We start from the raw sequence: 19,240 nt of genomic DNA on the forward strand, positions 1-19,240 counted from the left end.
ATGCGGTGGTGGGCATCAGCCGATCACCACCCGGGGGCGGCTGCGCACGGCATCCGAGATGCGCAGGAGGAAGGCGACGATGATCCAGTTCGCCACGAGCGAGGATCCACCGGCCGCGAGGAACGGTGTGGTCAGTCCGGTGAGGGGGATGACGCGGGTCACGCCGCCGACCATGATGAACACCTGCAGCGCGATGGTGAACGAGAACCCGGTCGCGAGGAGCTTGCCGAAGTCGTCCTGACCGGCCAGGCCGATGCGGATGCCACGGCTGGTGAACACCATGTACAGCGCGAGGATCGCGAACAGCCCCACGAGGCCCAGCTCTTCGCCGAGGCTCGGGACGATGTAGTCGCTCTGCGACAGCGGGGTGATGTAGGGACGACCCTGCCCCAGGCCCGTGCCGAACAGCCCGCCGTGCGCGAGGCCAAAGATCCCCTGCGTGAGCTGGTAGCTGCCACCGTCGGCGTCGATGACGGCCGGATTGAAGGCGTCGAGCCAGTTGGTGAAGCGGCCGTTGACGTACGGCAGGACACGGGATGCCAGGAAAGCCCCGGTCGCGACCAGGACGAGGCCGATGAGCACCCAGCTGGTCTTTCCCGTGGCGACGTACAGCATCGCGACGAACATGCCGAAGATCAGCAAACCCGTCCCGAGGTCGCGCTGCAGCACGATGATGCCGAGCGAGACGAGCCAGATGATCAGCACCGGACCGAGCTCGCGTGCGCGGGGCCACGTCATGAACAGGAAGCGGGTGCCCGTGGAGGTCAGGCTCTCGCGTGTGCGCACGAGGTAGCCGGCGAAGAAGATCGCCAGGCAGATCTTCGCGAGCTCACCCGGCTGGAAGGACACGAAGCCGAGCGACACCCACACGTCGGCGTTCTGCTCGGTGCCGAGCCCGGGCACGAACGGCAGCAGAAGCAGCAGGATGCCGACGAGACCCGACAGGTACGTGTAGCGGAACAGCACGCGGTAGTTGCGGACGAAGATCACCACGGCCAACGCCGCGACCAGAGCGATCGCCGCCCACGCGATCTGGCGGATGGAGGTGGCATCCCAGCCCTGCAGACCCACCGCGAGGTCGATGCGGTAGATCATCGCGATGCCCAGGCCGGTGAGCACCGTGGCGATGGGGAGCACGAACGGGTCCGCGTCGCGGGCGCGCAGCCGGAGCACGACGTGCATCACGAGGGCGAGGACCGCCGGGACGCTCGCGAGCGCGAGGTAGCCGGACTCCACGACGCCGTTGACGCCGAGCTGCACGAGCACGATCGCCGAGCCGTAGACGGCGATCGCGAACAGCAGCAGGCCGAGCTCGCGGTTGCGCTGCGTCGCGGGCACGCGGATCTTCTTCAGCGCACGCATCACCGCCGTGTCGGTGGAGACCGCGTCGGATCGGGTCAGCTTCTGATCGGTCATCCGGTGGCCTCCGGGGTGGGACGCAGACGATCCACGATCAGTTCGGCATCCGTGAGCGAGCGGGCCGTGATGGTGGCCTCGACGGTCTGCCGGTCGAAGTCCGACAGGTCGGCGAGCACGATGTCGGTGTCCTCGTACACCGACGACAGCGTCAGCGGGCCGATCGATTGCTGGATGCCGCGGTAGATGACGACCGAGTCGTCGTCGGCCCCGACGTAGTACCGGGTCTGCGTCCAGGTGTAGCCGGCGAACAGGCCGGCGCCGATCGCCGCGAGCACGAGGATGAGTGCGGCGAGCCAGCCCAGACGCCGACGTCGGGCGCGCCGACGGTCTTCTTCGATGAGCTCTTCCAGGAACTCCGCGGCGGGTTCGAAATGCGTCGGCTCGTTGGCCGCCTGGCGGGCGCTGTGCAGCCACGACGATCGCGTGGGGCGCGCGGCGGGGACGACGACACCGGTCGGGTTCGAGGCCGATCCGACGATCGTCGGTGTGCCGATGAACACCGGGTGCTGACCGCCCACGTCGACGATGACGACCGTGACGTTGTCGGGCGCACCCCCGTCGAGCGCTTGCTTCAGCAGCGCATCCGCGGTGCGGGCGGGCGGCATCCCGAGCGCGAGGGCCTTGGTGGTGTGCGCGTCGTCGACGACCCCGGACAGCCCGTCAGAGCAGAGCAGCCAGCGGTCGCCGTCCTGCGTCGGCATGATGAACGTGTCGACTTCGGGGTCGGGGTCCATGTCGCCGAGGACGCGCATGAGCACGGAGCGCCGGGGGTGGTACCGGGCTTCTTCGGGGGTGATCCGGCCCGAGTCGACCAGACGCTGCACGAAGGTGTGGTCGGTCGTGATCTGGGTCAGGGTGTCGTCGCGGTACAGGTAGACGCGCGAGTCGCCGATGTGGCCGATGACGGCGTACTCGTCGACCATGATCACGGCACTGACGGTCGTGCCCATGCCGGCGAGCTCGGGGCGCTGCGCCACGGTGTCGATGAGCTCGGCCGCGGTGTCGGCGAGGGCGTCGCGCAGCGCGTGTTCGGCCGCCGAGGTGCTCGTGAAGGGCTGGTCGAGTTCGGTGAGGCGTGAGATCGCCAGGCTCGAGGCGACGTCACCTCCGGCGTGACCGCCCATACCGTCGGCGACCACGAAGAGGTTGGACCCGGCGTAGCCGGAATCCTGGTTGTTGGAGCGCACCTTCCCCGTGTGGGAGATGGCCGCGCTCGAGCCCTGGAAGACCATGGAGAGGGGTTACTTCCGCAACTCGAAGGTGGTAGCGCCCACCTTGATGGGCGCCCCGACCTTCACCTGGACCGGGGATGCCACCCGCACCCCGTCGTGCGACGTGCCGTTCGTGGAATCGAGGTCTTGCAGCATCCACTGGTCGCCCCACAGCACGAGGCGGGCGTGGTGGCTGGAGGTGTAGTCGTCGCGGATGACCAGACCCGATTCGCTCGAGCGGCCGATCGTGAGTGGCTCAGTGCCGAGCGGAAGCTCCAGGCCCGCCTTCGGTCCACTGGTGATGACGATGCGCGACACGGACGCGGTCGTGGCCAGACCCCCCGCCGGAGACGGCGCGGGCGGGGCGGGTCGCTTGACCTGCGTCGTCACCGCGTTGGGCGATGCCGTGGGGGCCGCGGCAGCGGGAGCGGATGCCGAGGGCTCGGGGAGCTTCCGCACCTTCACGCCGAAGAGGTCGGCGCGCAGCGAATACACGACACCGAACACGAAGAACCACAGCAGCACGAGGAACCCGCCCTGCAGAAGAAGAAGAGTCAGTGGACTCATGACCGGGTCCCCCGCTCCCGAGCGTCGAAAAGCTGTGTCGCGTCGGACGGCGCGGCCCGCCGCGGAGCCTGCGCCTGAGCGACGACACGGAAGACGATATCGGTGCGTCCGATGGAAATGGTCGAATCGGGCGGCAGCGCGGCCTCGGAGACCTTGCGCCCGTTCAGCGCGGTGCCGTTCGTCGAGCCGAGGTCGCGGACCATCGCGCGCTCGCCGTCCCACAGGATCTCGACGTGCTTGCGGCTGGTTCCGGCGTCGGGGATCGTGATGTCGGCGTCGCTGCCGCGACCGATCACAGTCCGCGCTTTCGTGAGGGGATGCCGCGTGCCGTTGATGTCGACGACTCCGCGCCACGACACCTGACCCTCGCTCGTCTGCGAGTCCACGCGCAGGGTGCCCGTCGACAGGGATGCGTCGCGTTCGATCGAGATCGTGACCGGTCCTGCGAAGGAGTACCCCTGCGTGCGAGCGTGCTTCTTCACGAGCGTGTCGAGCTCGGACACGAGGGTCGAACCCAGCGCGCTCATCTTCTCGTCGTCGGACGGTGACAGGCGCACCGCGAACGAGTTGGGCGCCAGGATGCGGTCGCGCGTGACCACGACGGCCTTCTTGTCGAGCTCACTCCGCAGCGCCGAGGCGATCTCCACCGGCTGGATGCCACTGCGGAAGGTCTTCGCGAACGCACCGTTGACGGCGCGTTCGAGACCCTTCTCGAAACTGTCGAGTAGTCCCACGAGACTCCTTCAGGCAGGCAGACCAGTAGCCACATCGTAGTCAGCACGCCTGGACAGGTCATGGAAGTTCGGCCCGAACACGGTTCGTGGGGCAACCGCGGGCGTGATATTCTCGGGAAGTTGAGTGCGCGGCATCCTTGGATGCCATGACTCGCGCGAGTGGCGGAATAGGTAGACGCGCTGGCTTCAGGTGCCAGTGCCCGCAAGGGCGTGGGGGTTCAAGTCCCCCCTCGCGCACAGATGGCGGTCTTGATCTTTTCTCAGGCCCGTTCTTCAAGAGACAACACATGAAGCCGGTCAGGACCGAAAATCCTGACCGGCTTCGTCGTTTCTGTCCTCGCCGTGCGCGCAACTGCCATTTGGGGTGAACGCGTTGACGCCGACCGTGACGGCGGCCGCGGTCATTCCAGGAACCAACTACGCCGCTTGCTCGCTTCACCTTCCAAGGCAGCGCCGAGCTCGAGAGCAAGTGTGTCCTGCGACCCACTGAAATCGAACTTGCGCTCAGCGATCGCCGCGAGGCGGACGTCCCGATCAGCTTCGTCGGGGTACACCACTGGTGCGGTACCCGTTATCGCCGCATAGGCGCTGGCGAGAAGTGCGTACCAATCGCCTTCGAAGGTTCGCTCGGGCGTACGCCCGTGCACGATATCGGTCGCGTACTCGGGGGCGATGTAATGCACGAGCCCGCCACCGAAGGGGGTGGCGGGGGCGCCGGAGACGCCAAAGTCGATGAGAGTCGGCCCCTCTTCTGCGAAGCGAATGTGGGTCGGCTGCAGGTCTCCGTGCACGAGGCCGCGTGCGTGCAGCCTGTCGAGCTCGAGCGCAATGAGCCTCAGATCGTCTCGGCGGCCAACGTCTGTGGCGTCGGCGTCGGCCCATCGGCTACTGAGGCTGGGTCCGTTCTGCCACTCCAGCGCGAGCACGGCGTTCAGATCGGTGTAGACGAATGCCTTCACACGCTGCGTGTACCGACGGCCGAGCCTGTTGAGCGAGGCGAACTCGGTCGCCACCTCCCGAGTTTCACCAGTGGGGGAGACCTTGATGAGCGTATGCATGCCGTCGACGCATGTCAGGCGGATGACGAAGCCGGACCGAGACGACAGCACACGCGCTGAAGCCCCGACGAAGTCTTTGTCGCGAGATAGCACGACCATTGCCGCTTCAACGGACGCTGCCTGCTCGGCGGACAGATCAGGCCAGTTGATGGAAGTGAGGAGGGGGGTGTTCATAGAACGCCTTGCCTTCTATTCGTCGGGTGGTTTCGCGCAGAGCCTGCCGCCAACCATCTTGATCGGGATACGCGCGGTTCCGGCCTTCCACGGTAGGAAGGTCAGATGGACAAGGTCGCCCGCCCGAGCGTCGTCACGATCATGCGCTCGCCGCTGTTCGCCGTGGTCGTCTTCATCGCCACCGTGGTGCAGGTGTGCAGCGATCCCGTGCTGGCCGTCACGAGCGGCGCGGGCGAGTGGGCGCATAGCCTGTCACCCCAGGTGGTCATCACGCTCGTGGCGCTGATCTGTCTCGCGCAGGCGGTCTGCGTCTCCGCCCTGGCACCGCGGCCGGTGTTCGCGATGCTCGGTGCGCTCGGCTGCTACCTCGCGGTCGCCGTCGTCCTCGGCGTGCCGACGTGGGCGACGCCCATGCAGCTCGTCGTCGCGATCGCGATGTTCGCCGTGGGGAGCGCGCACACGATCCCGGTCGCCGCGACATGGGCGGCCGTCGGGGTCGGCGCCGGATGGGCGTCCCTGGGGGCGTGGGCGGCCGGTCTCGGCGTCCCGCCCGGAGCGATCATCGGCTTCCTCCTGACCGAGGGCGTGTCGCTGGCATCCCTGTCCTTCGCCGGTGTGGCGCTCGGTCTGCTGTGGGCTGCGCTCGAACGACGCACGGAGAGGGCGCGGCAGCACGCGCTGGACCTGCAGGCGCAACAGGCGGAAGCGATCGAGGCGTCGCGCACGGCCGAACGCGGCCGGATCGCGCAGGAGCTCCACGACGTCGCCGGTCAGCACCTGGCCGGACTGGTCTCGCTGTGCGACGCGTCCGCCGATCTCGCGCCCGCGCACCCTCAGCAGGCGCTCCACCTCATCGACGAGGTCCGCGCCGAGGGGCGGTACGCCGCGGCCAGCCTCTACGGCGCCCTCGGCGACCTCCGCGCGGTCGAAGCCACGGCGCACGCGCCGACGCCCGACCTGCGCAACCTCGACGAACTCCTCTCCTTCTGGCGGGAGCGAGGCATGGATGTCGTCGCGACGACCGAAGGGGATGCCGAGCTCCCGCCGGCCGTGGTCTCGACGACCGCGTACCGCGCGATCCAGGAGGCGCTCTCGAACGCCGCCAAGCATGCCCCGGGCGCTCCCGTCCGCGTGCACCTCGAGATCGATCCGGGACGCGTGCATGCGACCGTCGAGAACGGTGCTTCCCGCCGTGCGCGTGACTCCGAGAGTGGTCTCGGATTGGGCTGGGGGTTGGATAACCTGCGCCAGAGGCTCGCCCTCGTCGACGGAGCGCTCCACGCCGCCTCCGACGACGCAGACGGATGGCGAGTGGGGGTGGACATCCCGCTCCCGAGGACGACGGAGGCCGTACGTGACTGACAGTGATCCCATCCGGGTGCTCATCGCCGACGACAACCGTCCGTTCCGGCGCGGCGTCCGACTGCGGTTGGAGCACGCGGACGGCATCACCGTCGTCGGCGAGGCTGCGACCGGGCGCGACGCCGTCCGAGGCGCGCTCGCGGAGCACGCCGACGTCGTGCTGATGGATCTCGAGATGCCGGAGATGAACGGCATCGATGCCACGCGCGCCGTCGTCGGAGAGTCCGGCGGAGCGACGCGCGTCATCGCCCTCACCAGTCATGGTGAGGATCAGCTGGTCATGAGCGCCCTGGGGAACGGAGCGTCCGGATACCTTCTGAAGACCCACGACAGCTCCCAGCTCGTCGAGGCGATCCGCGCCGCGCACCGCGGCGACGCGCTCATGTCCTCCCGCGTGACGCGGTCGGTGCTCACCGATATCGCGCAACGTCGCCTGTCCGACGACGACCGCGCGAAGGTGGCATCCCTCAGTCCCTCCGAGGCCCGCGTCGTGCATTTCCTGAGCGACGGCATCACCTCCAACGAGCAGCTCGCGGATGCGCTCGTGGTGTCCGTGAACACGGTTCGCAGCCACATTCAGTCGTCCATGCGCAAGGTGGGTGCTGCCGACCGGACGCAGCTCGCGCTGTGGGGTGTGCGCGTGCGCGCCGAGCTCGCGTCTCATCCGAATGGACGAATCTGAGCGGGATCCTCTCGCTCGCCGCGCCCATGGGCCGACGGCGAAGAATGGCCGGTTGATCGGCCGAATCGCGGCAGTTCGTCGCTCGTGGGCGTGCCCGTCCTCCGTCCGGCCGGGCCGCGTCCCCCGCACACCATGGCCTCGCGCCGCGTCCCGACGGCGCGACGACGGCGGTGGGCGGGGGCATGGACGCGATCTACCCGGCGTTCGCGCGCGCGGACCGGCACTTCTACGAGCACCCCGGCCGTGGTCCCGCGCCGGAGGGCGATGTGCCCTTCTCCGTGGACGTCCCGGCATCCTGGCGTCGCGCCGATGACGGCATCTGGACCTACTACGAGCCCGAGGGCGCGTCGCTCCCCGAGCAGGGCTGGAAGGTTCATCTCAGCGTCACCCACGACGCCGCCGAACCCCTGCTGCGGGTCGTGTCCCGTTACTGCGTCCGAGAGAGACTGCCGTTCAAGCACCTCTCTCGCGCGAGCGTTCTCGCCGCCTCCAACGGGAAGGATGCCAGCCGGGAGGGGTCCGGGAAGTTCGTCACGATCTACCCGCCGACGAGCGCGCTGCACCGCACGCTGACGGAGCTGGGCCGGGTGACCGCCGACTACCGCGGTCCGCACATCCTGTCCGATCTGCGGTGGAGCGAGGGGCCGGTCTTCGTCCGGTTCGGCGGCTTCCACCGCATGTTCGTCGAGATCGACGGCATCCCGACGCCGGCGATCCGTCACCCCGAGGGTCATCTCGTCGCCGATATGCGCCGGCCCGGATTCGCACCGCCGGAGTGGGTCGACATCCCCTCGTACCTCCTTCCGCTGGTGGAGGAGCTCGGCGAGGTGCGCCCTCCCGAGGGCTTCCCGCGCGTCACGGGGGTGCTGCACCACTCCAACGCCGGTGGTGTCTACACCGCCGAAGACGACGGTCGTGAGGTCGTGCTGAAGGAGGCACGGCCGCACGCGGGAGTGACCGCCGACGGACTCGACGCGGTGGCGCGCGCGGAGCGCGAGGCCGTCACCCTCCGGCGTCTCAGGGAACCGGGCATCGTCGCGCTGGTTCGGGACTTTTCGGCGCTGGGTCACCGCTACCTCGTGCTCGAACGCGCGCGGGGCGTTCCGCTGCACCAGGCGGTGGTCGCGCGGCATCCCCTCGTCTCGGCCGGTGCGGACGCGGCGGCGGTCGCCGACTATCGGGAATGGGCGCTGGGTCTCGCTCAACGGCTCGTACGCATCGTCGAGCAGGTGCATGCCGGTGGATTCGCCCACGGCGATGTTCATCCGGGGAACTTCCTGGTCGACGACACCGGCGCGGTCACCCTCATCGACTTCGAGATGGCACGACCCGCACCCGAGAACGCCCCCGTCGCCATCGGCGCGCCGGGATTCGTCGCGCCCGACTTCGCCGACCCCGCCGCGCGCGCGGGCACGGCGGCCGATCTGTTCGCGCTGCGACGCCTCCTGCTGTTCCTCTTCGCGCCCCTCACTCCGCTGCTCGACCTGCACTCGCAGGTGGAGTCACGACTGCAGCAGTGGGTGACCGAACGATTCGTCCTCTCGGACGTCGATCGCCGAGACCTGCGCTTCGCCGAAACCGCCCGTCGGGCGCGACCGGCGGACGACGAGCCGCGTGAGCAGAGAATCGACGCGCTCGTCCGGCATCTCCTCGCCGACGCGACTCCGGAACGAACCGACCGATTGTGGCCCGGCGACCCCGCGCAATTCGACGAGCCCGCCTACGCGGTCGCGCACGGCGCGCTCGGAACGCTTCTCGCTCTCCACGCGGCGACCGGGGGCGTGCCGGAGGAACTCGAACGGTGGTGCGCCGACGCCGTGCGCGCGGCTCCGCCGCGCTCGGGGCTCTTCGACGGGCTCGCCGGCGCTGCGGCAGCCTGGGAGACGCTCGGCCGACCCGAACTCGCCGACGAGGCGCTCGCACGATGCCTGGACGCCCCGGCGCGGGCCGACGCCGCCGGGGTGTACGGCGGTCCCGCGGGCACCGCCCTGGGGGCGCTTCGCCTGGCGGGTCGGCATCCGGAGCTCGTCGGTGAGGCGCGCCGGATCTTCGACGATCTCGCCGATCGTGCGCGGGGGTGGACGGTCACCGCCTCGGGGCCCGTGGCCACCGGCGCGGGAGGACTGCTGCGCGGCCCGAGCGGGGCCGCCCTCCTGGCGCTCACTCTCTTCGACCTCCAGGGCGACCGAGCGCTTCTCGATCTCGCCGAGGCGTCGATCGCCGCCGATCTGGCGCGTTGCGTGCCGACGCCGGACGGTTCGCTGCAGATGAACGAGGGGTGGCGGCTCCTGCCCTACCTCGGCTCGGGCTCGGCCGGGGTGGCGTACGCGCTCGCGGCGTTGGTCGCCCGGCATCCTTCGTCCGCGTTGGCTTCGCACCTCGAGGCCCTCACCCTGGCCGCGCAGCCCGAGTTCGTTCTGGAATCAGGACTGTTCCAGGGCCGGGCCGGACTGATGCTGGCCCTCGCTGCACTGACGGTGAACGCGCGTGGCGCGGCGACGCCCTCCGCGGGCGACGCGCTCGGCCGTCACGAGCGTCTCCTCGGGCTGCACTCCATCCCCCGGCCCGTCGGTGTCGGGTACCCGGGTCGCGCGCTGCTGCGTCTGTCGTGCGACCTGGCCACCGGATCCGCGGGCGTCCTGTGGACTCTCGCGAGCCTGCGTGACGGTCGACGCCTGTCGTTGCCGTTCCTCGACCTCCCCCCGGTCGCCGCTGCCCCCTCGGGGGCACGAGGTCCGGGGGGAGGTGACACGAATGGGATACCTGCTCTCCTTGCAGACGCTCGAGCGCGGTGAGACCGAGCGCAGCGAGGTCTTCGCCAGCTCCTGGAGCACGTCGATCTGCTACAGCAGCACGTCGACCGGCCTCTGCTGAGCCGCCGGATGCCAACGGTGCGGGCGCGGGGTCTTCGGACCGCGCGCCCGCCCCCCGTGTGCGCGAGAAGAAGAGGGGGCGGGGGCCGCCCCCAATGCGGCCCCCGCCCGACGTCGGTGTCCGACCCGAACGGACACCGCGTGCATCGAACCATCGACGCTCCCGCGGACGACCCGAGTGCCCAGACGGTATCCCGGTCGATCGCGATCGATCGCCGCCCACATCTCGAGCGCGAACAGCGAAGACCCGCGTGTTCTCGCGGCGATCGGCTCCCCGCTCCGATGTCGCGCGGTGGGCATTCGCGGTCGAATCTCATCCGAAAGGACGATGGACGCCCCCGATCGGATCACGCGGCGCCGCGGGTACGGCGACGACGGAGTCCGACCTGCGCCCCCGCGTCAGCGAGTCTCCTCGATCGCCGCCACCGCGTCCGGCCGCAGATCGAGGCGGCGCAGGAGCTGGGCGTTGAGGGCGACGACGATCGTCGACAGCGACATGAGGATCGCGCCGACCGACATGGGCAGCACGAAACCGATCGGGGCCAGGATCCCCGCAGCCAGCGGCACGGAGAGCAGGTTGTATCCCGCCGCCCACCAGAGGTTCTGGCGCATCTTGCGGTAGCTCGCGCGGGACAGCTCGATCACGGAGAGCACCGACCGCGGGTCGTCGCTGGCGAGCACGACGCCGGCGGAGGCGATCGCGACATCGGTTCCCGCCCCGATCGCCAGGCCCACGTCCGCCCGGGCGAGGGCGGGAGCGTCGTTGACGCCGTCACCGACCATCGCCACCCTGCGGCCCTCGCTCTGCAGCTGCGCGACCGTCGACTCCTTGTCCTCGGGACGCACCCCGGCGAAGAACCGGCGGATGCCGACCTCGTTCGCGACCGCGGCGGCGACCGGTTCGGCGTCGCCGGTGATCATGACGACCTCGATGCCGCGCTCGGTCAGCGCGCGCACCGCCGTTACGGACTCCGGCCGGATCTCGTCGGCCAGGCGCAGCGCCCCGACCGCCCGCCCGTCGACCACGACGTGAAGGATGATCGAGCCGTCCCGGCGCCATTCCTCTGCGACGGGGAGCTCGTCGGCCCCTTCCTCGTCGAGCAGCGCCGGGCCGCCCACGCGCACGACGCGTCCGTCCACGATCGCGCGCACACCGACGGCGGGGGACGACGAGAAGTCGGTGGATGCCGGAACGGCGAGATCGCGTCTCCGGGCGGCACGCACGATGGCCCGGGCGAGCGGGTGCTCGGAGTCCGCCTCGGCGGCGGCCGCCCACGCCAGGACGGTGTCGGAGTCCGTACCCGGCTCGGCCTCGACGGCGATCACGGCGGGCTCCCCGCGAGTGAGCGTCCCGGTCTTGTCGAAGAGCACCGTGTCGACGGAGCGCATGCTCTCCAGCGCGAGACGATCCTTGACGAGGACACCGCCGCGGGCGGCGCGTTCGGTCGCGATTGACACGACGAGCGGGATCGCGAGGCCCAGGGCGTGCGGGCAGGCGATGACGAGCACCGTGATCGTGCGTACGACGGCGGCGTCCGGCATCCCGACCAGCGTCCAGACCGCTGCCGTGACCACGGCGGCGCCGAGCGCGAACCAGAACAGCCACGCGGCGGCGCGATCGGCGAGTCGCTGCGCGCGCGATGTCGAGGCCTGCGCGTCGGTGACCAGCTTCTGGATGCCGGCGAGGGCCGTGTCGTCGCCGACGGCGGTGATCTCGACCCGCACGCCGGAGTCGGTGGCCACGGTGCCCGCGACCACGGCGTCGCCCTCGTCGCGGTGCACGGCGCGCGACTCTCCGGTGATCATCGATTCGTCGAAGCGGGCGGATCCCTGCACGATCCGGCCGTCGGCCGGGACTCGGCCGCCCGGCCGCACAACGACGACGTCGCCGACGCTCAGCTCCGCGGGGGAGACCGACACGGTCGTATCGCCCTCGACGCGCTCGGCCTCGTCGGGAAGCAGCGCCGCGAGCGAATCCAGGGCCGAGGTCGTCTGAGCGAGCGATCGCATTTCGATCCAGTGCCCGAGCAGCATGATGACGACCAGCAGGGCGAGCTCCCACCAGAAGTCGAGCTCGTGGTGCAGCAGGCCGAGGCTCGCGCCCCAGGAAGCCAGGAAGGCGACGGTGATCGCGAGGGCGATCAGGAGCATCATGCCCGGGGCGCGGCCCCGGATCTCCGAGACGGCCCCGGTGAGGAACGGCGCACCGCCCCACACGTAGAGAACGGTGCCGAGGATCGGCGACACCCACGCCACCCACGCGGCATCCGGGAGGCGGTAGCCGATGAGGTCGGAGAACATCGCCGAGAACCCCACGACGGGGATCGCGAGGACGAGCATGACCCAGAAGAGCCGGCGGAAACGCGCGACGTGGTCGCCGTGGCCCGCGTGGCCTGAGTGGCCCGCGTGGCCTGAGTGGCCCGCGCGCGGGTCGGGCGCCGCCGAGGCGTCCTGCGCGGCGTGCGCGTGATCGGCGAGCCCCGCCGGCGCGGTAGCAGCAGAAGCGTGATGATCGTGCGAGGTCATGGCATCCCTCTCTCGAATCGATGTCAGCGCGCGGCGGGCTCCGGGCGGAACCGCCGCAGACGCAGGCTGTTGGTCACGACGAACACCGACGACAGCGCCATCGCGGCGGCCGCGACGACGGGGTTGAGCAGGCCCGCCATCGCGATCGGGATCGCGGCGACGTTGTAGGCGAAGGCCCAGAAGAGGTTGCCCTTGATGGTGCCGAGCGTGCGGCGGGCGAGCCGGACGGCGTCGGCGACGACGAGCAGATCGCCCGAGACGACGGTGACGTCGCTCGCCGCGATCGCGGCATCCGTCCCTCCGCCCATCGCGATGCCGAGGTCGGCGGCGGCCAGGGCGGCGGCGTCGTTGACGCCGTCACCGACCATCGCGACGACTCGACCCTCGGCCTGCAGGGTGCGCACGACCTCGAGCTTCTGCGCGGGCGTGACCTCGGCCCGGACGTCGTCGATCCCGACCTCGGCGGCGACGCGGGCGGCGGTCGCGGCGTTGTCTCCCGTGAGCAGCACCGGCCGAAGCCCGAGGCGGCGGAACCGCGCGACCGCCTCGGCGCTCGTCGGCTTGATCGTGTCGGCGACGGCGATCGCGCCGAGGTACTCCCCGTCGCGCGCGACGGCGACGATCGTGGCCCGCTCGGCCAGCGCGTCGAGCGAGGCGAGGACGGATGCCGACGGCCCCACGCTCCACTGATCGCGGAGCCACGACAGTCGACCGGCGACGACCGCAGAGCCGTCCACCACTCCCTGGACGCCGTACCCCGCGTGCGCGGCGAACGACTCGACGGGGGCGACCGCCCCCGCATTCGCGGCGATCGCCCGCCCCACCGGATGCTCGGACCCGCTCTCGACCGCCGCTGCGACCGTGAGGAGCTCATCGCGGTCCACGCCGTCGGCGGGCAGCACCTCGGTCACCGCCATGAGGCCCGTGGTCACCGTGCCCGTCTTGTCGAGCACGATCGTGTCGACCCGTCGGGTCTGCTCCAGCACCTGAGGTCCGCGGATCAGGATGCCGAGCTGCGAACCACGCCCGGTCCCGACCAGGAGCGCGGTGGGGGTGGCGAGTCCCAGGGCGCAGGGGCACGCGATGATCAGCGTGGCGACCGCGGCTGTGAAGGCGAGCTCCACCGACCCGCCCGCCACGAGCCACCCGACGAAGGCGGCGATCGCGAGCAGGATCACCACGGGGACGAAGACCGCCGAGACCCGATCGGCGAGGCGCTGTACCTGGGCCTTTCCGGTCTGCGCCTCCTCGATCAGGCGTCCCATGCGCGCGAGCTCTGTGTCGGCGCCCACCCGCGAGATCTCGACGACGAGTCGCCCGCCGACGTTGAGCGTGGCGCCGATGACGCGCGCGCCGGGACCCACTTCGACCGGAACGGACTCGCCCGTGAGCATGCTGGCATCCACCGCGGAACTGCCCTCCAGGACCAGGCCATCCGAGGGGATCTTCTCGCCGGGGCGCACGACCACGACGTCGCCGACCGTGAGGCTCGACACGGCGACACTCCGCTCGCTGCCGTCCTCGAGCTTCGTCGCGGACGTCGCGCCGAGGTTCAGCAGGGCCTTGAGGGCGCTGGCGGAGGCCGTCCGCGCACGCGCCTCGGCGTACCGGCCCGCGAGGAGGAACACCGTCACGAGTGCGGCGACCTCGAGGTAGATCTCGTGAGCCCCCGTGGCCGGGGCGCCGAAGAGCGTGAAGCTCATCGTCATGCCCGGCATGCCGGCGCCTCCGAAGAACAGCGCGTACAGCGACCATCCGAACGCGGCGACCACGCCCAGGCTGATGAGCGTGTCCATGGTGACGGCCCCGTGCCGCGCGTTGACGGCGGCCGCGCGGTGGAACGGCCACGCGCCCCACACCGCGACCGGGGCGGTCAGGGTGAGCGCGAGCCACTGCCAGTACTCGAACTGCAGCGCCGGGACCATCGACAGCACCGCCACGGGCAGCGCCAGCGCCGCGCTGACGAGCAGCCGGCGCCGTAGCGCGTCGGTCTCGGGGTCGGTCTCGACCTCGTCGGGCGCGGGCGGCGCCGGGACCGCGGCGGCATACCCCGCGGCCTCGACGACGGCGATGAGGTCCGCGGGGTCGAGGTCGGCGCCGCGGACGCGGGCCTTCTCGGTGGCGTAGTTGACGGATGCCTCGACGCCGGGGAGCTTGTTCAGCTTGCGCTCGATCCGGGTGGCGCACGAGGCGCACGTCATCCCGGTGATGTCGAGCTCGACGTCGGTGGTCGTCATGACGGGTCGTCCGCGACGGAGTATCCGGCTTCCTCGACGGCGTTGCGGACGAGCGCGGAGTCGAGAGGGGCCTCGCTGGCGACCGTGACGCGCGAGACGCCCCCGACGCGGAGGTCGACCGAAACGCCCTGCACTCCGGGGATCTCCGAGATCTCCTCGGTCACGCTCCGGACGCAGTGGGCGCACGTCATGCCGCTGACGCCGACCTCGCGAAGGACCGCGCCTTCGGGCAGGGAGGGGGATGCCACGCCGTCGCCGAGCGAGGAACGGGCGTCGCGCAGGCCGAGATCGATGCGGTCGTTCATGGTGTCTCCTTGGGGGGTCAGGACCGGACGAGCCGGGCGATGGCGTCGTTGGCCTCACGGATCTTCTCGGCGGCGACCTGGCCGCCCTCCGCGCTGGCCTCGGCGACGCAGTGGCTGAGGTGATCGGACAGGAGCGACAGCGCGACCGTCTCGAGCGCCTTCGTCGCGGCGGACACCTGGGTGAGGATGTCGATGCAGTACTTGTCTTCGTCGACCATCCGCGCGATTCCGCGGACCTGACCTTCGATGCGTCGCAGACGCTTCTGCAGGTCGTCCTTGTTGCCGTCGTACCCGTTCATGCTGGATACTATACCCCCCTAGGGTATGCAGGAGGGCCGAGAGCAGGAAAAAAGCGGTGAGCGTCACTCGAGCGTCGGCGGCAGCACGTACACGATGTCGGCCCCGTCGCGCGCATGCTCGACGAAACCGAGTCGCGCGAGGGTTTCGTGCGCGGGATCGTCGTCGGCCGCGACGCACGCGTACAGGGGGCGCTCGGCCTCGGCCAGCGTGAGCAGCCGCAGGGCCTCCGTCGCCGCCTCGCGCGGCGTCTCGGGCGAGATCGCCAGAAGAGCCTCGCGATCTCCGTTGACGTCGAGCGTCGCGGCCAGACCGACCACGGTCGCGCCATCGACGATGGCACGGGCCGTGACGCGATCGTCGTTCACCCAGGCGTCGAACGCGGTGCGATCCTCCACCTGGCCGCGTGGCCACGTGGACGCGCTCGCGCGCAGCGCCGCGTAGGCGGTATCCCGGTCGTCGTCACGGAGGTCGCGGAGCTCGATGCGGGTCATGACGTCACGGTAACGGGCTTCGATTCAGAAGAGGGATGCCTTGCGCTCGCCGCGTGCGCGTCAGTAGAGCCCGTGCATCGTGAGCCAGAGATGGGCGGAGCGGGCGGTGTCGCGGTCGCGAATCGCCGCGCCGAGCGAGGCGAACAACTCCTCGCAATCGCCCTCTCCGGCGCACATCCAGCCCCGCAGATTGCGTCGCACGACGAACTCCGTCTGCTTCAGCGTCTCGCGGAGGACGATGTTGTCAGCCGCGCGAGTGAAGTGCGCCAGCAAGGCGAACCCCGCGTCGACGTACGCGGGCGATGACTTCTCGCGTGCGGCGCGGGCCACGTCGCCGAAGAGGCGGGCCCCCTCCGCGATGTCCTCATCCGAGCACCGGGGTAGTGCAAGGTGCATCGTCATCGCGATCATGTGCACCGCGTAGTCGCGCATGTCCGACATTTCCTGCGCTGTGGGGGTGGTGACGCGGGTGAAACGGTGGGGCGAGATCTCGACGAGCCGGATCGCGGCGAGGCGCTGCAAAGCCTCGCGCACGGGCGTGCGGGAGATTCCCATGTGAGCGGCGAGCTCGACGTCGCGCAGGCGGTCGCCGGGCCGCAGCCGCCCGTCGACGATCGCCTCGCCGAGGGCGGCGTACGCCTCGTCGACGAGGGCGGAAGGCTGTCGCCGCGCGTCCACACGCGGATTCTATGACGTCCGGATATCACACATCTGCGTAATCCGCGAAGAATTCTCCGCTTTCGTGTCGCGCTGGGCGTGGTCGCGGCTGTAAAGTGATCGCCGTCACGCCTCGCGTGACATATCCGGGGGGATCCGTCGACGCCCGGGCTTCGAGCATCAGCTCAGCCCGGGCGTCGTATGGGCTTCAGGACGCTTCCTCCACACGGCTGTCGTGCAACGTTTCTGTCACGAGCCGATGCGCGCCCGCGGGGCCACGCGTTAGCGTGGGCACTGACCGGCGCGCTCGGCGCCGGCGCAAGGGAAAACGGCACGTCCATGAGCACGCAGGGCACGGTCAAGTGGTTCAACTCGGAGAAGGGGTTCGGCTTCATCGCGCCGGATGAGGGCGGGCAGGACGTCTTCGCCCACTACAGCGCGATCCAGTCCGGCGGCTACCGTTCCCTCGAGGAGAACCAGCGCGTCGAGTTCGACATCGCGCAGGGCCCGAAGGGCCTGCAGGCGGAGAACATCCGCCCGCTCTGAGCCCTGCACCCCTGCTCACCGCTCCGGTCGGACGAGGTCTCTTCCGGCCGCGGCGAACTGACGCAGGGACGCGTGCGGCAGGAAGGCTCGGGTGAGCGCTGCGCCGATGCGGGCAAGGTCAGCCTCGTCGCGGTACAGCAGGTACAACGTCTCGTAGCGCGGGTGGAACTTCTGCTTGAACCGGTGCAACGACGCGAACCCGTAGACAGGCTCGAGCAGTGCGGCCATGCGCTCCTGCAGAGCGGCGATCGCCCCGGCATCCGGCGGGTACTCGTGCGCGAGCGGGGCACCCGAGAGCGACATGATCTCCGCGCCCTCGGTCGAGAAGCGCTGTGCCGACGACCCGATCAGATACTCCATCACGGGTCCGAAGCCGCCGTCGCGGCGCCGCATGAGATCCAGCGTCCATCCGCGCACGCGTCCGTCACCATACACGGGCAACCACGACAGGAAGCCGTCGACGTCACCGGTGGGTGACACGGCCAACGCCACTCGCACCTCCGGGTCGCCGGCCTCGTGCAGCGTGCCGAGGGTGAAGCCCATCTCGGGCAGCCCTTTGTCGCCCACCCAGCTTTCCGAGATCGCGCGCAGCTGCTGCCGGACCCCCCACGACTCGTCGGCGAGGCGCGAGAGACGGAACGTCATGCCCTCGCGTTCCGCGCGGTTCAACGACGTCCGCACCGCACCCCACGCCTTGCCGCTGAACTGCAGTCCCGGCAGATCCACGATCGTGTCGTCGGCGACCACGATGCTCCGCCATCCCGCGGGGACGGCCGCGCGCGTCGCCTCCCCGGCACTGAAGAAGCAGGGCGCGAGGCCGGCGTTCTCCGCGTGCGCGACGAACGCCTGAACGGTCGCCGCCCGGGTGTCCGGCGGACCCAGCGGGTCGCCGAGGGCGAGAGCGACGCCCGACCGTCGCTGGAAGGCGACGATCCCGCGTCCGAACCGTGCGTACGACATGCCGTCCCACGTCGTCATCCACGACAGCGTGCCGCCGCCCGTGGCGCGGAGCTCGGCCTTCACGTCGTCGACGCTCGGTGCGGGAGTGTCGCCCAGGGCGGCGCGAGGACGCGCCCGGAACGCGGCGCGCACGAGCACGAGGTACACGAGGGCGACGACCCAGGTCGTCGAGGAGGCGAGCGTGATCGTCAGGTCGACATCGACCGTTCCCTCGACGTCGACGACACCGACGATCAGCACGAGCGCAACGACGACGACGAGAAGGAGAGCGTTCAGGATGCCGTATCCCACCACCAGCACCCATGCCCACCGCCGGCCCCGCCGAACGCCGGTGGCGACCGCGAGCACGATGACGGTGTTCAGGGCGACATCCGCCCACGACCCCGAGATCGGGGCGGAGCTGCCGAAGGGGCCCGTCGTGGGGCTGACGTAGGTCAGGACATCGATCGCCCCGAGCCCGCACACCAGCACGAACGCGATGAGCCGCTGCTCGCGCACCGACACGCGCTGGGGGCGCAGCGACCGGTCCACGGCGAGCACGAGCACCACCGCGATCACGTGCTCGAGGTCGTTGAGCGACCCCCAGTACAGGAAGGTGACCGAGACCGCGGCGACCAGCACGGTCCACGCGCGCAGACGCCAGGGGGAGGGGAGCGTCGACACCGCCCCCGCCAGGCACGCGATCACCCCGGCGGAGGGCCCGACGTCAACCGCCGCCGCCTGCTCCTGCGCCCACGGCCACGGCAGCAGAGCCGCCAGCCACAAAACCCCCGACGCGAACAGGACGGCGCCGAGCTGCCCTCCCGCGAAGTACGCGAGCGCCACGCGCCAGCCGCGACGGAACTCGAGGTACCCCATGCCGGCCAAGCCCACCAGGATTGGTGCGTACAGCCAGGGCAGCGATACGAAGAACGTCCCCGTCACGGGAGTCCACCAGCGCCCGTCCACGAGGGCCGGAAGACCGTACGCCACGGCGTCGTGCAACGGCGACGACGCGAACGGCGACCACAGGCCCGCGGATGCCACGCCGACGCCGAGAAGCACGAGCGCGAGCGCCACCGTGGCCGGGAGGCGTCGGACGGTGACGGTGAGGCGACGGAAGGTGTCTCTCTCCCCCATGCCGCTCACGATAGGGCAC

At 70.4% G+C, this 19,240-nt stretch carries 16 protein-coding genes and 1 tRNA gene; 5 read left to right on the forward strand and 12 right to left on the reverse strand.

The window, feature by feature from the left end; all coding sequences use genetic code 11:
* Positions 1–15: 15 nt before the first annotated feature.
* The 4 genes from P5G46_RS09115 to P5G46_RS09130 are packed head-to-tail and all read right to left on the reverse strand — an operon-like array spanning position 16 to position 3,931.
* Positions 16–1,416, reverse strand: a complete 1,401-nt coding sequence (locus P5G46_RS09115; protein WP_375094998.1) for an FtsW/RodA/SpoVE family cell cycle protein — start codon at positions 1,414–1,416, stop codon at positions 16–18.
* Positions 1,413–2,651: a PP2C family protein-serine/threonine phosphatase gene (locus P5G46_RS09120; RefSeq protein ID WP_408905515.1), complete on the reverse strand. Its 1,239-nt coding sequence runs from the start codon at positions 2,649–2,651 to the stop codon at positions 1,413–1,415. The genes P5G46_RS09115 and P5G46_RS09120 overlap by 4 nt, the downstream gene beginning before the upstream one ends.
* A gap of 9 nt (positions 2,652–2,660) precedes the next feature.
* Complete coding sequence (locus P5G46_RS09125; protein WP_375094996.1) at positions 2,661–3,197, reverse strand: FHA domain-containing protein FhaB/FipA; 537 nt, start codon at positions 3,195–3,197, stop codon at positions 2,661–2,663.
* Entirely contained in the window at positions 3,194–3,931 is a 738-nt protein-coding gene (locus tag P5G46_RS09130; protein WP_375094995.1) for an FHA domain-containing protein, read from the reverse strand. Before P5G46_RS09130 ends, P5G46_RS09125 begins: the two co-directional genes overlap by 4 nt.
* 153 nt (positions 3,932–4,084) lie before the next feature.
* On the opposite strand from P5G46_RS09130, the gene P5G46_RS09135 reads away from it, so the two are divergent.
* Positions 4,085–4,168 (forward strand) — tRNA-Leu (locus P5G46_RS09135).
* A 164-nt stretch (positions 4,169–4,332) separates the two neighbouring features.
* On the opposite strand, the gene P5G46_RS09140 is transcribed toward P5G46_RS09135, so the two are convergent.
* Positions 4,333–5,163 carry a hypothetical protein gene (locus tag P5G46_RS09140; protein ID WP_408905516.1) on the reverse strand — a complete coding sequence of 277 codons (831 nt, stop codon included), beginning with the start codon at positions 5,161–5,163 and terminating at the stop codon, positions 4,333–4,335.
* A gap of 105 nt (positions 5,164–5,268) precedes the next feature.
* Between P5G46_RS09140 and P5G46_RS09145 the strand changes: the two genes are divergently transcribed.
* From P5G46_RS09145 to lanKC, 3 genes are all read left to right on the forward strand, one after another.
* The gene (locus P5G46_RS09145) at positions 5,269–6,525 is read left to right on the forward strand and encodes a sensor histidine kinase (protein ID WP_408905517.1); all 1,257 of its coding nucleotides are present in this window, start codon (positions 5,269–5,271) and stop codon (positions 6,523–6,525) included.
* Positions 6,518–7,207, forward strand: coding sequence for a response regulator (locus P5G46_RS09150; RefSeq protein WP_375094991.1), 690 nt, complete (start codon positions 6,518–6,520; stop codon positions 7,205–7,207). The genes P5G46_RS09145 and P5G46_RS09150 overlap by 8 nt, the downstream gene beginning before the upstream one ends.
* A gap of 182 nt (positions 7,208–7,389) precedes the next feature.
* Positions 7,390–10,002 carry a class III lanthionine synthetase LanKC gene (lanKC, locus tag P5G46_RS09155; RefSeq protein WP_408905518.1) on the forward strand — a complete coding sequence of 871 codons (2,613 nt, stop codon included), beginning with the start codon at positions 7,390–7,392 and terminating at the stop codon, positions 10,000–10,002.
* Between the two features lie 477 nt (positions 10,003–10,479).
* Here lanKC and P5G46_RS09160 read toward each other — a convergent pair whose 3' ends face one another.
* The 6 genes from P5G46_RS09160 to P5G46_RS09185 form a co-directional block, all read right to left on the reverse strand.
* Positions 10,480–12,606: a heavy metal translocating P-type ATPase gene (locus P5G46_RS09160; RefSeq protein ID WP_408905519.1), complete on the reverse strand. Its 2,127-nt coding sequence runs from the start codon at positions 12,604–12,606 to the stop codon at positions 10,480–10,482.
* Between the two features lie 23 nt (positions 12,607–12,629).
* On the reverse strand, positions 12,630–14,843 hold the full coding sequence (locus P5G46_RS09165; RefSeq protein WP_408905520.1) for a heavy metal translocating P-type ATPase: 2,214 nt from the start codon (positions 14,841–14,843) through the stop codon (positions 12,630–12,632).
* Entirely contained in the window at positions 14,840–15,148 is a 309-nt protein-coding gene (locus P5G46_RS09170) for a heavy-metal-associated domain-containing protein (RefSeq protein WP_239276356.1), read from the reverse strand. Before P5G46_RS09170 ends, P5G46_RS09165 begins: the two co-directional genes overlap by 4 nt.
* Positions 15,149–15,165: 17 nt before the next feature.
* Positions 15,166–15,447: a metal-sensitive transcriptional regulator gene (locus tag P5G46_RS09175; RefSeq protein WP_239276357.1), complete on the reverse strand. Its 282-nt coding sequence runs from the start codon at positions 15,445–15,447 to the stop codon at positions 15,166–15,168.
* A gap of 63 nt (positions 15,448–15,510) precedes the next feature.
* Positions 15,511–15,939, reverse strand: a complete 429-nt coding sequence (locus tag P5G46_RS09180) for a hypothetical protein (RefSeq protein WP_375094988.1) — start codon at positions 15,937–15,939, stop codon at positions 15,511–15,513.
* Between the two features lie 60 nt (positions 15,940–15,999).
* A complete protein-coding gene (locus P5G46_RS09185) occupies positions 16,000–16,617 on the reverse strand; it encodes a GntR family transcriptional regulator (RefSeq protein WP_408905521.1) in 618 nt (205 codons plus the stop codon).
* 318 nt (positions 16,618–16,935) lie between these two features.
* On the opposite strand from P5G46_RS09185, the gene P5G46_RS09190 reads away from it, so the two are divergent.
* Positions 16,936–17,142, forward strand: coding sequence for a cold-shock protein (locus P5G46_RS09190; RefSeq protein ID WP_022879538.1), 207 nt, complete (start codon positions 16,936–16,938; stop codon positions 17,140–17,142).
* A gap of 15 nt (positions 17,143–17,157) precedes the next feature.
* On the opposite strand, the gene P5G46_RS09195 is transcribed toward P5G46_RS09190, so the two are convergent.
* Positions 17,158–19,221 (reverse strand): bifunctional lysylphosphatidylglycerol flippase/synthetase MprF, encoded by a 2,064-nt coding sequence (locus P5G46_RS09195; protein WP_408905522.1) that lies wholly within the window; start codon positions 19,219–19,221, stop codon positions 17,158–17,160.
* Positions 19,222–19,240: the final 19 nt, after the last annotated feature.

Origin of the sequence: Microbacterium mcarthurae, from assembly GCF_046064585.1 — a bacterium.
GTDB lineage: Bacteria > Actinomycetota > Actinomycetes > Actinomycetales > Microbacteriaceae > Microbacterium > Microbacterium mcarthurae.

Excerpts from the sequence above, each read along its gene's own strand:
- lanKC (WP_408905518.1), top strand. The coding sequence starts at position 7,390 with ATGGACGCGATCTACCCGGCGTTCGCGCGCGCGGACCGGCACTTCTAC.
- P5G46_RS09180 (WP_375094988.1), bottom strand. The coding sequence starts at position 15,939 with ATGACCCGCATCGAGCTCCGCGACCTCCGTGACGACGACCGGGATACC.
- P5G46_RS09160 (WP_408905519.1), bottom strand. The coding sequence starts at position 12,606 with ATGACCTCGCACGATCATCACGCTTCTGCTGCTACCGCGCCGGCGGGG.
- P5G46_RS09190 (WP_022879538.1), top strand. The coding sequence starts at position 16,936 with ATGAGCACGCAGGGCACGGTCAAGTGGTTCAACTCGGAGAAGGGGTTC.
- P5G46_RS09165 (WP_408905520.1), bottom strand. The coding sequence starts at position 14,843 with ATGACGACCACCGACGTCGAGCTCGACATCACCGGGATGACGTGCGCC.
- P5G46_RS09115 (WP_375094998.1), bottom strand. The coding sequence starts at position 1,416 with ATGACCGATCAGAAGCTGACCCGATCCGACGCGGTCTCCACCGACACG.
- P5G46_RS09145 (WP_408905517.1), top strand. The coding sequence starts at position 5,269 with ATGGACAAGGTCGCCCGCCCGAGCGTCGTCACGATCATGCGCTCGCCG.
- P5G46_RS09170 (WP_239276356.1), bottom strand. The coding sequence starts at position 15,148 with ATGAACGACCGCATCGATCTCGGCCTGCGCGACGCCCGTTCCTCGCTC.
- P5G46_RS09140 (WP_408905516.1), bottom strand. The coding sequence starts at position 5,163 with ATGAACACCCCCCTCCTCACTTCCATCAACTGGCCTGATCTGTCCGCC.
- P5G46_RS09175 (WP_239276357.1), bottom strand. The coding sequence starts at position 15,447 with ATGAACGGGTACGACGGCAACAAGGACGACCTGCAGAAGCGTCTGCGA.
- P5G46_RS09120 (WP_408905515.1), bottom strand. The coding sequence starts at position 2,651 with ATGGTCTTCCAGGGCTCGAGCGCGGCCATCTCCCACACGGGGAAGGTG.
- P5G46_RS09195 (WP_408905522.1), bottom strand. The coding sequence starts at position 19,221 with ATGGGGGAGAGAGACACCTTCCGTCGCCTCACCGTCACCGTCCGACGC.
- P5G46_RS09125 (WP_375094996.1), bottom strand. The coding sequence starts at position 3,197 with ATGAGTCCACTGACTCTTCTTCTTCTGCAGGGCGGGTTCCTCGTGCTG.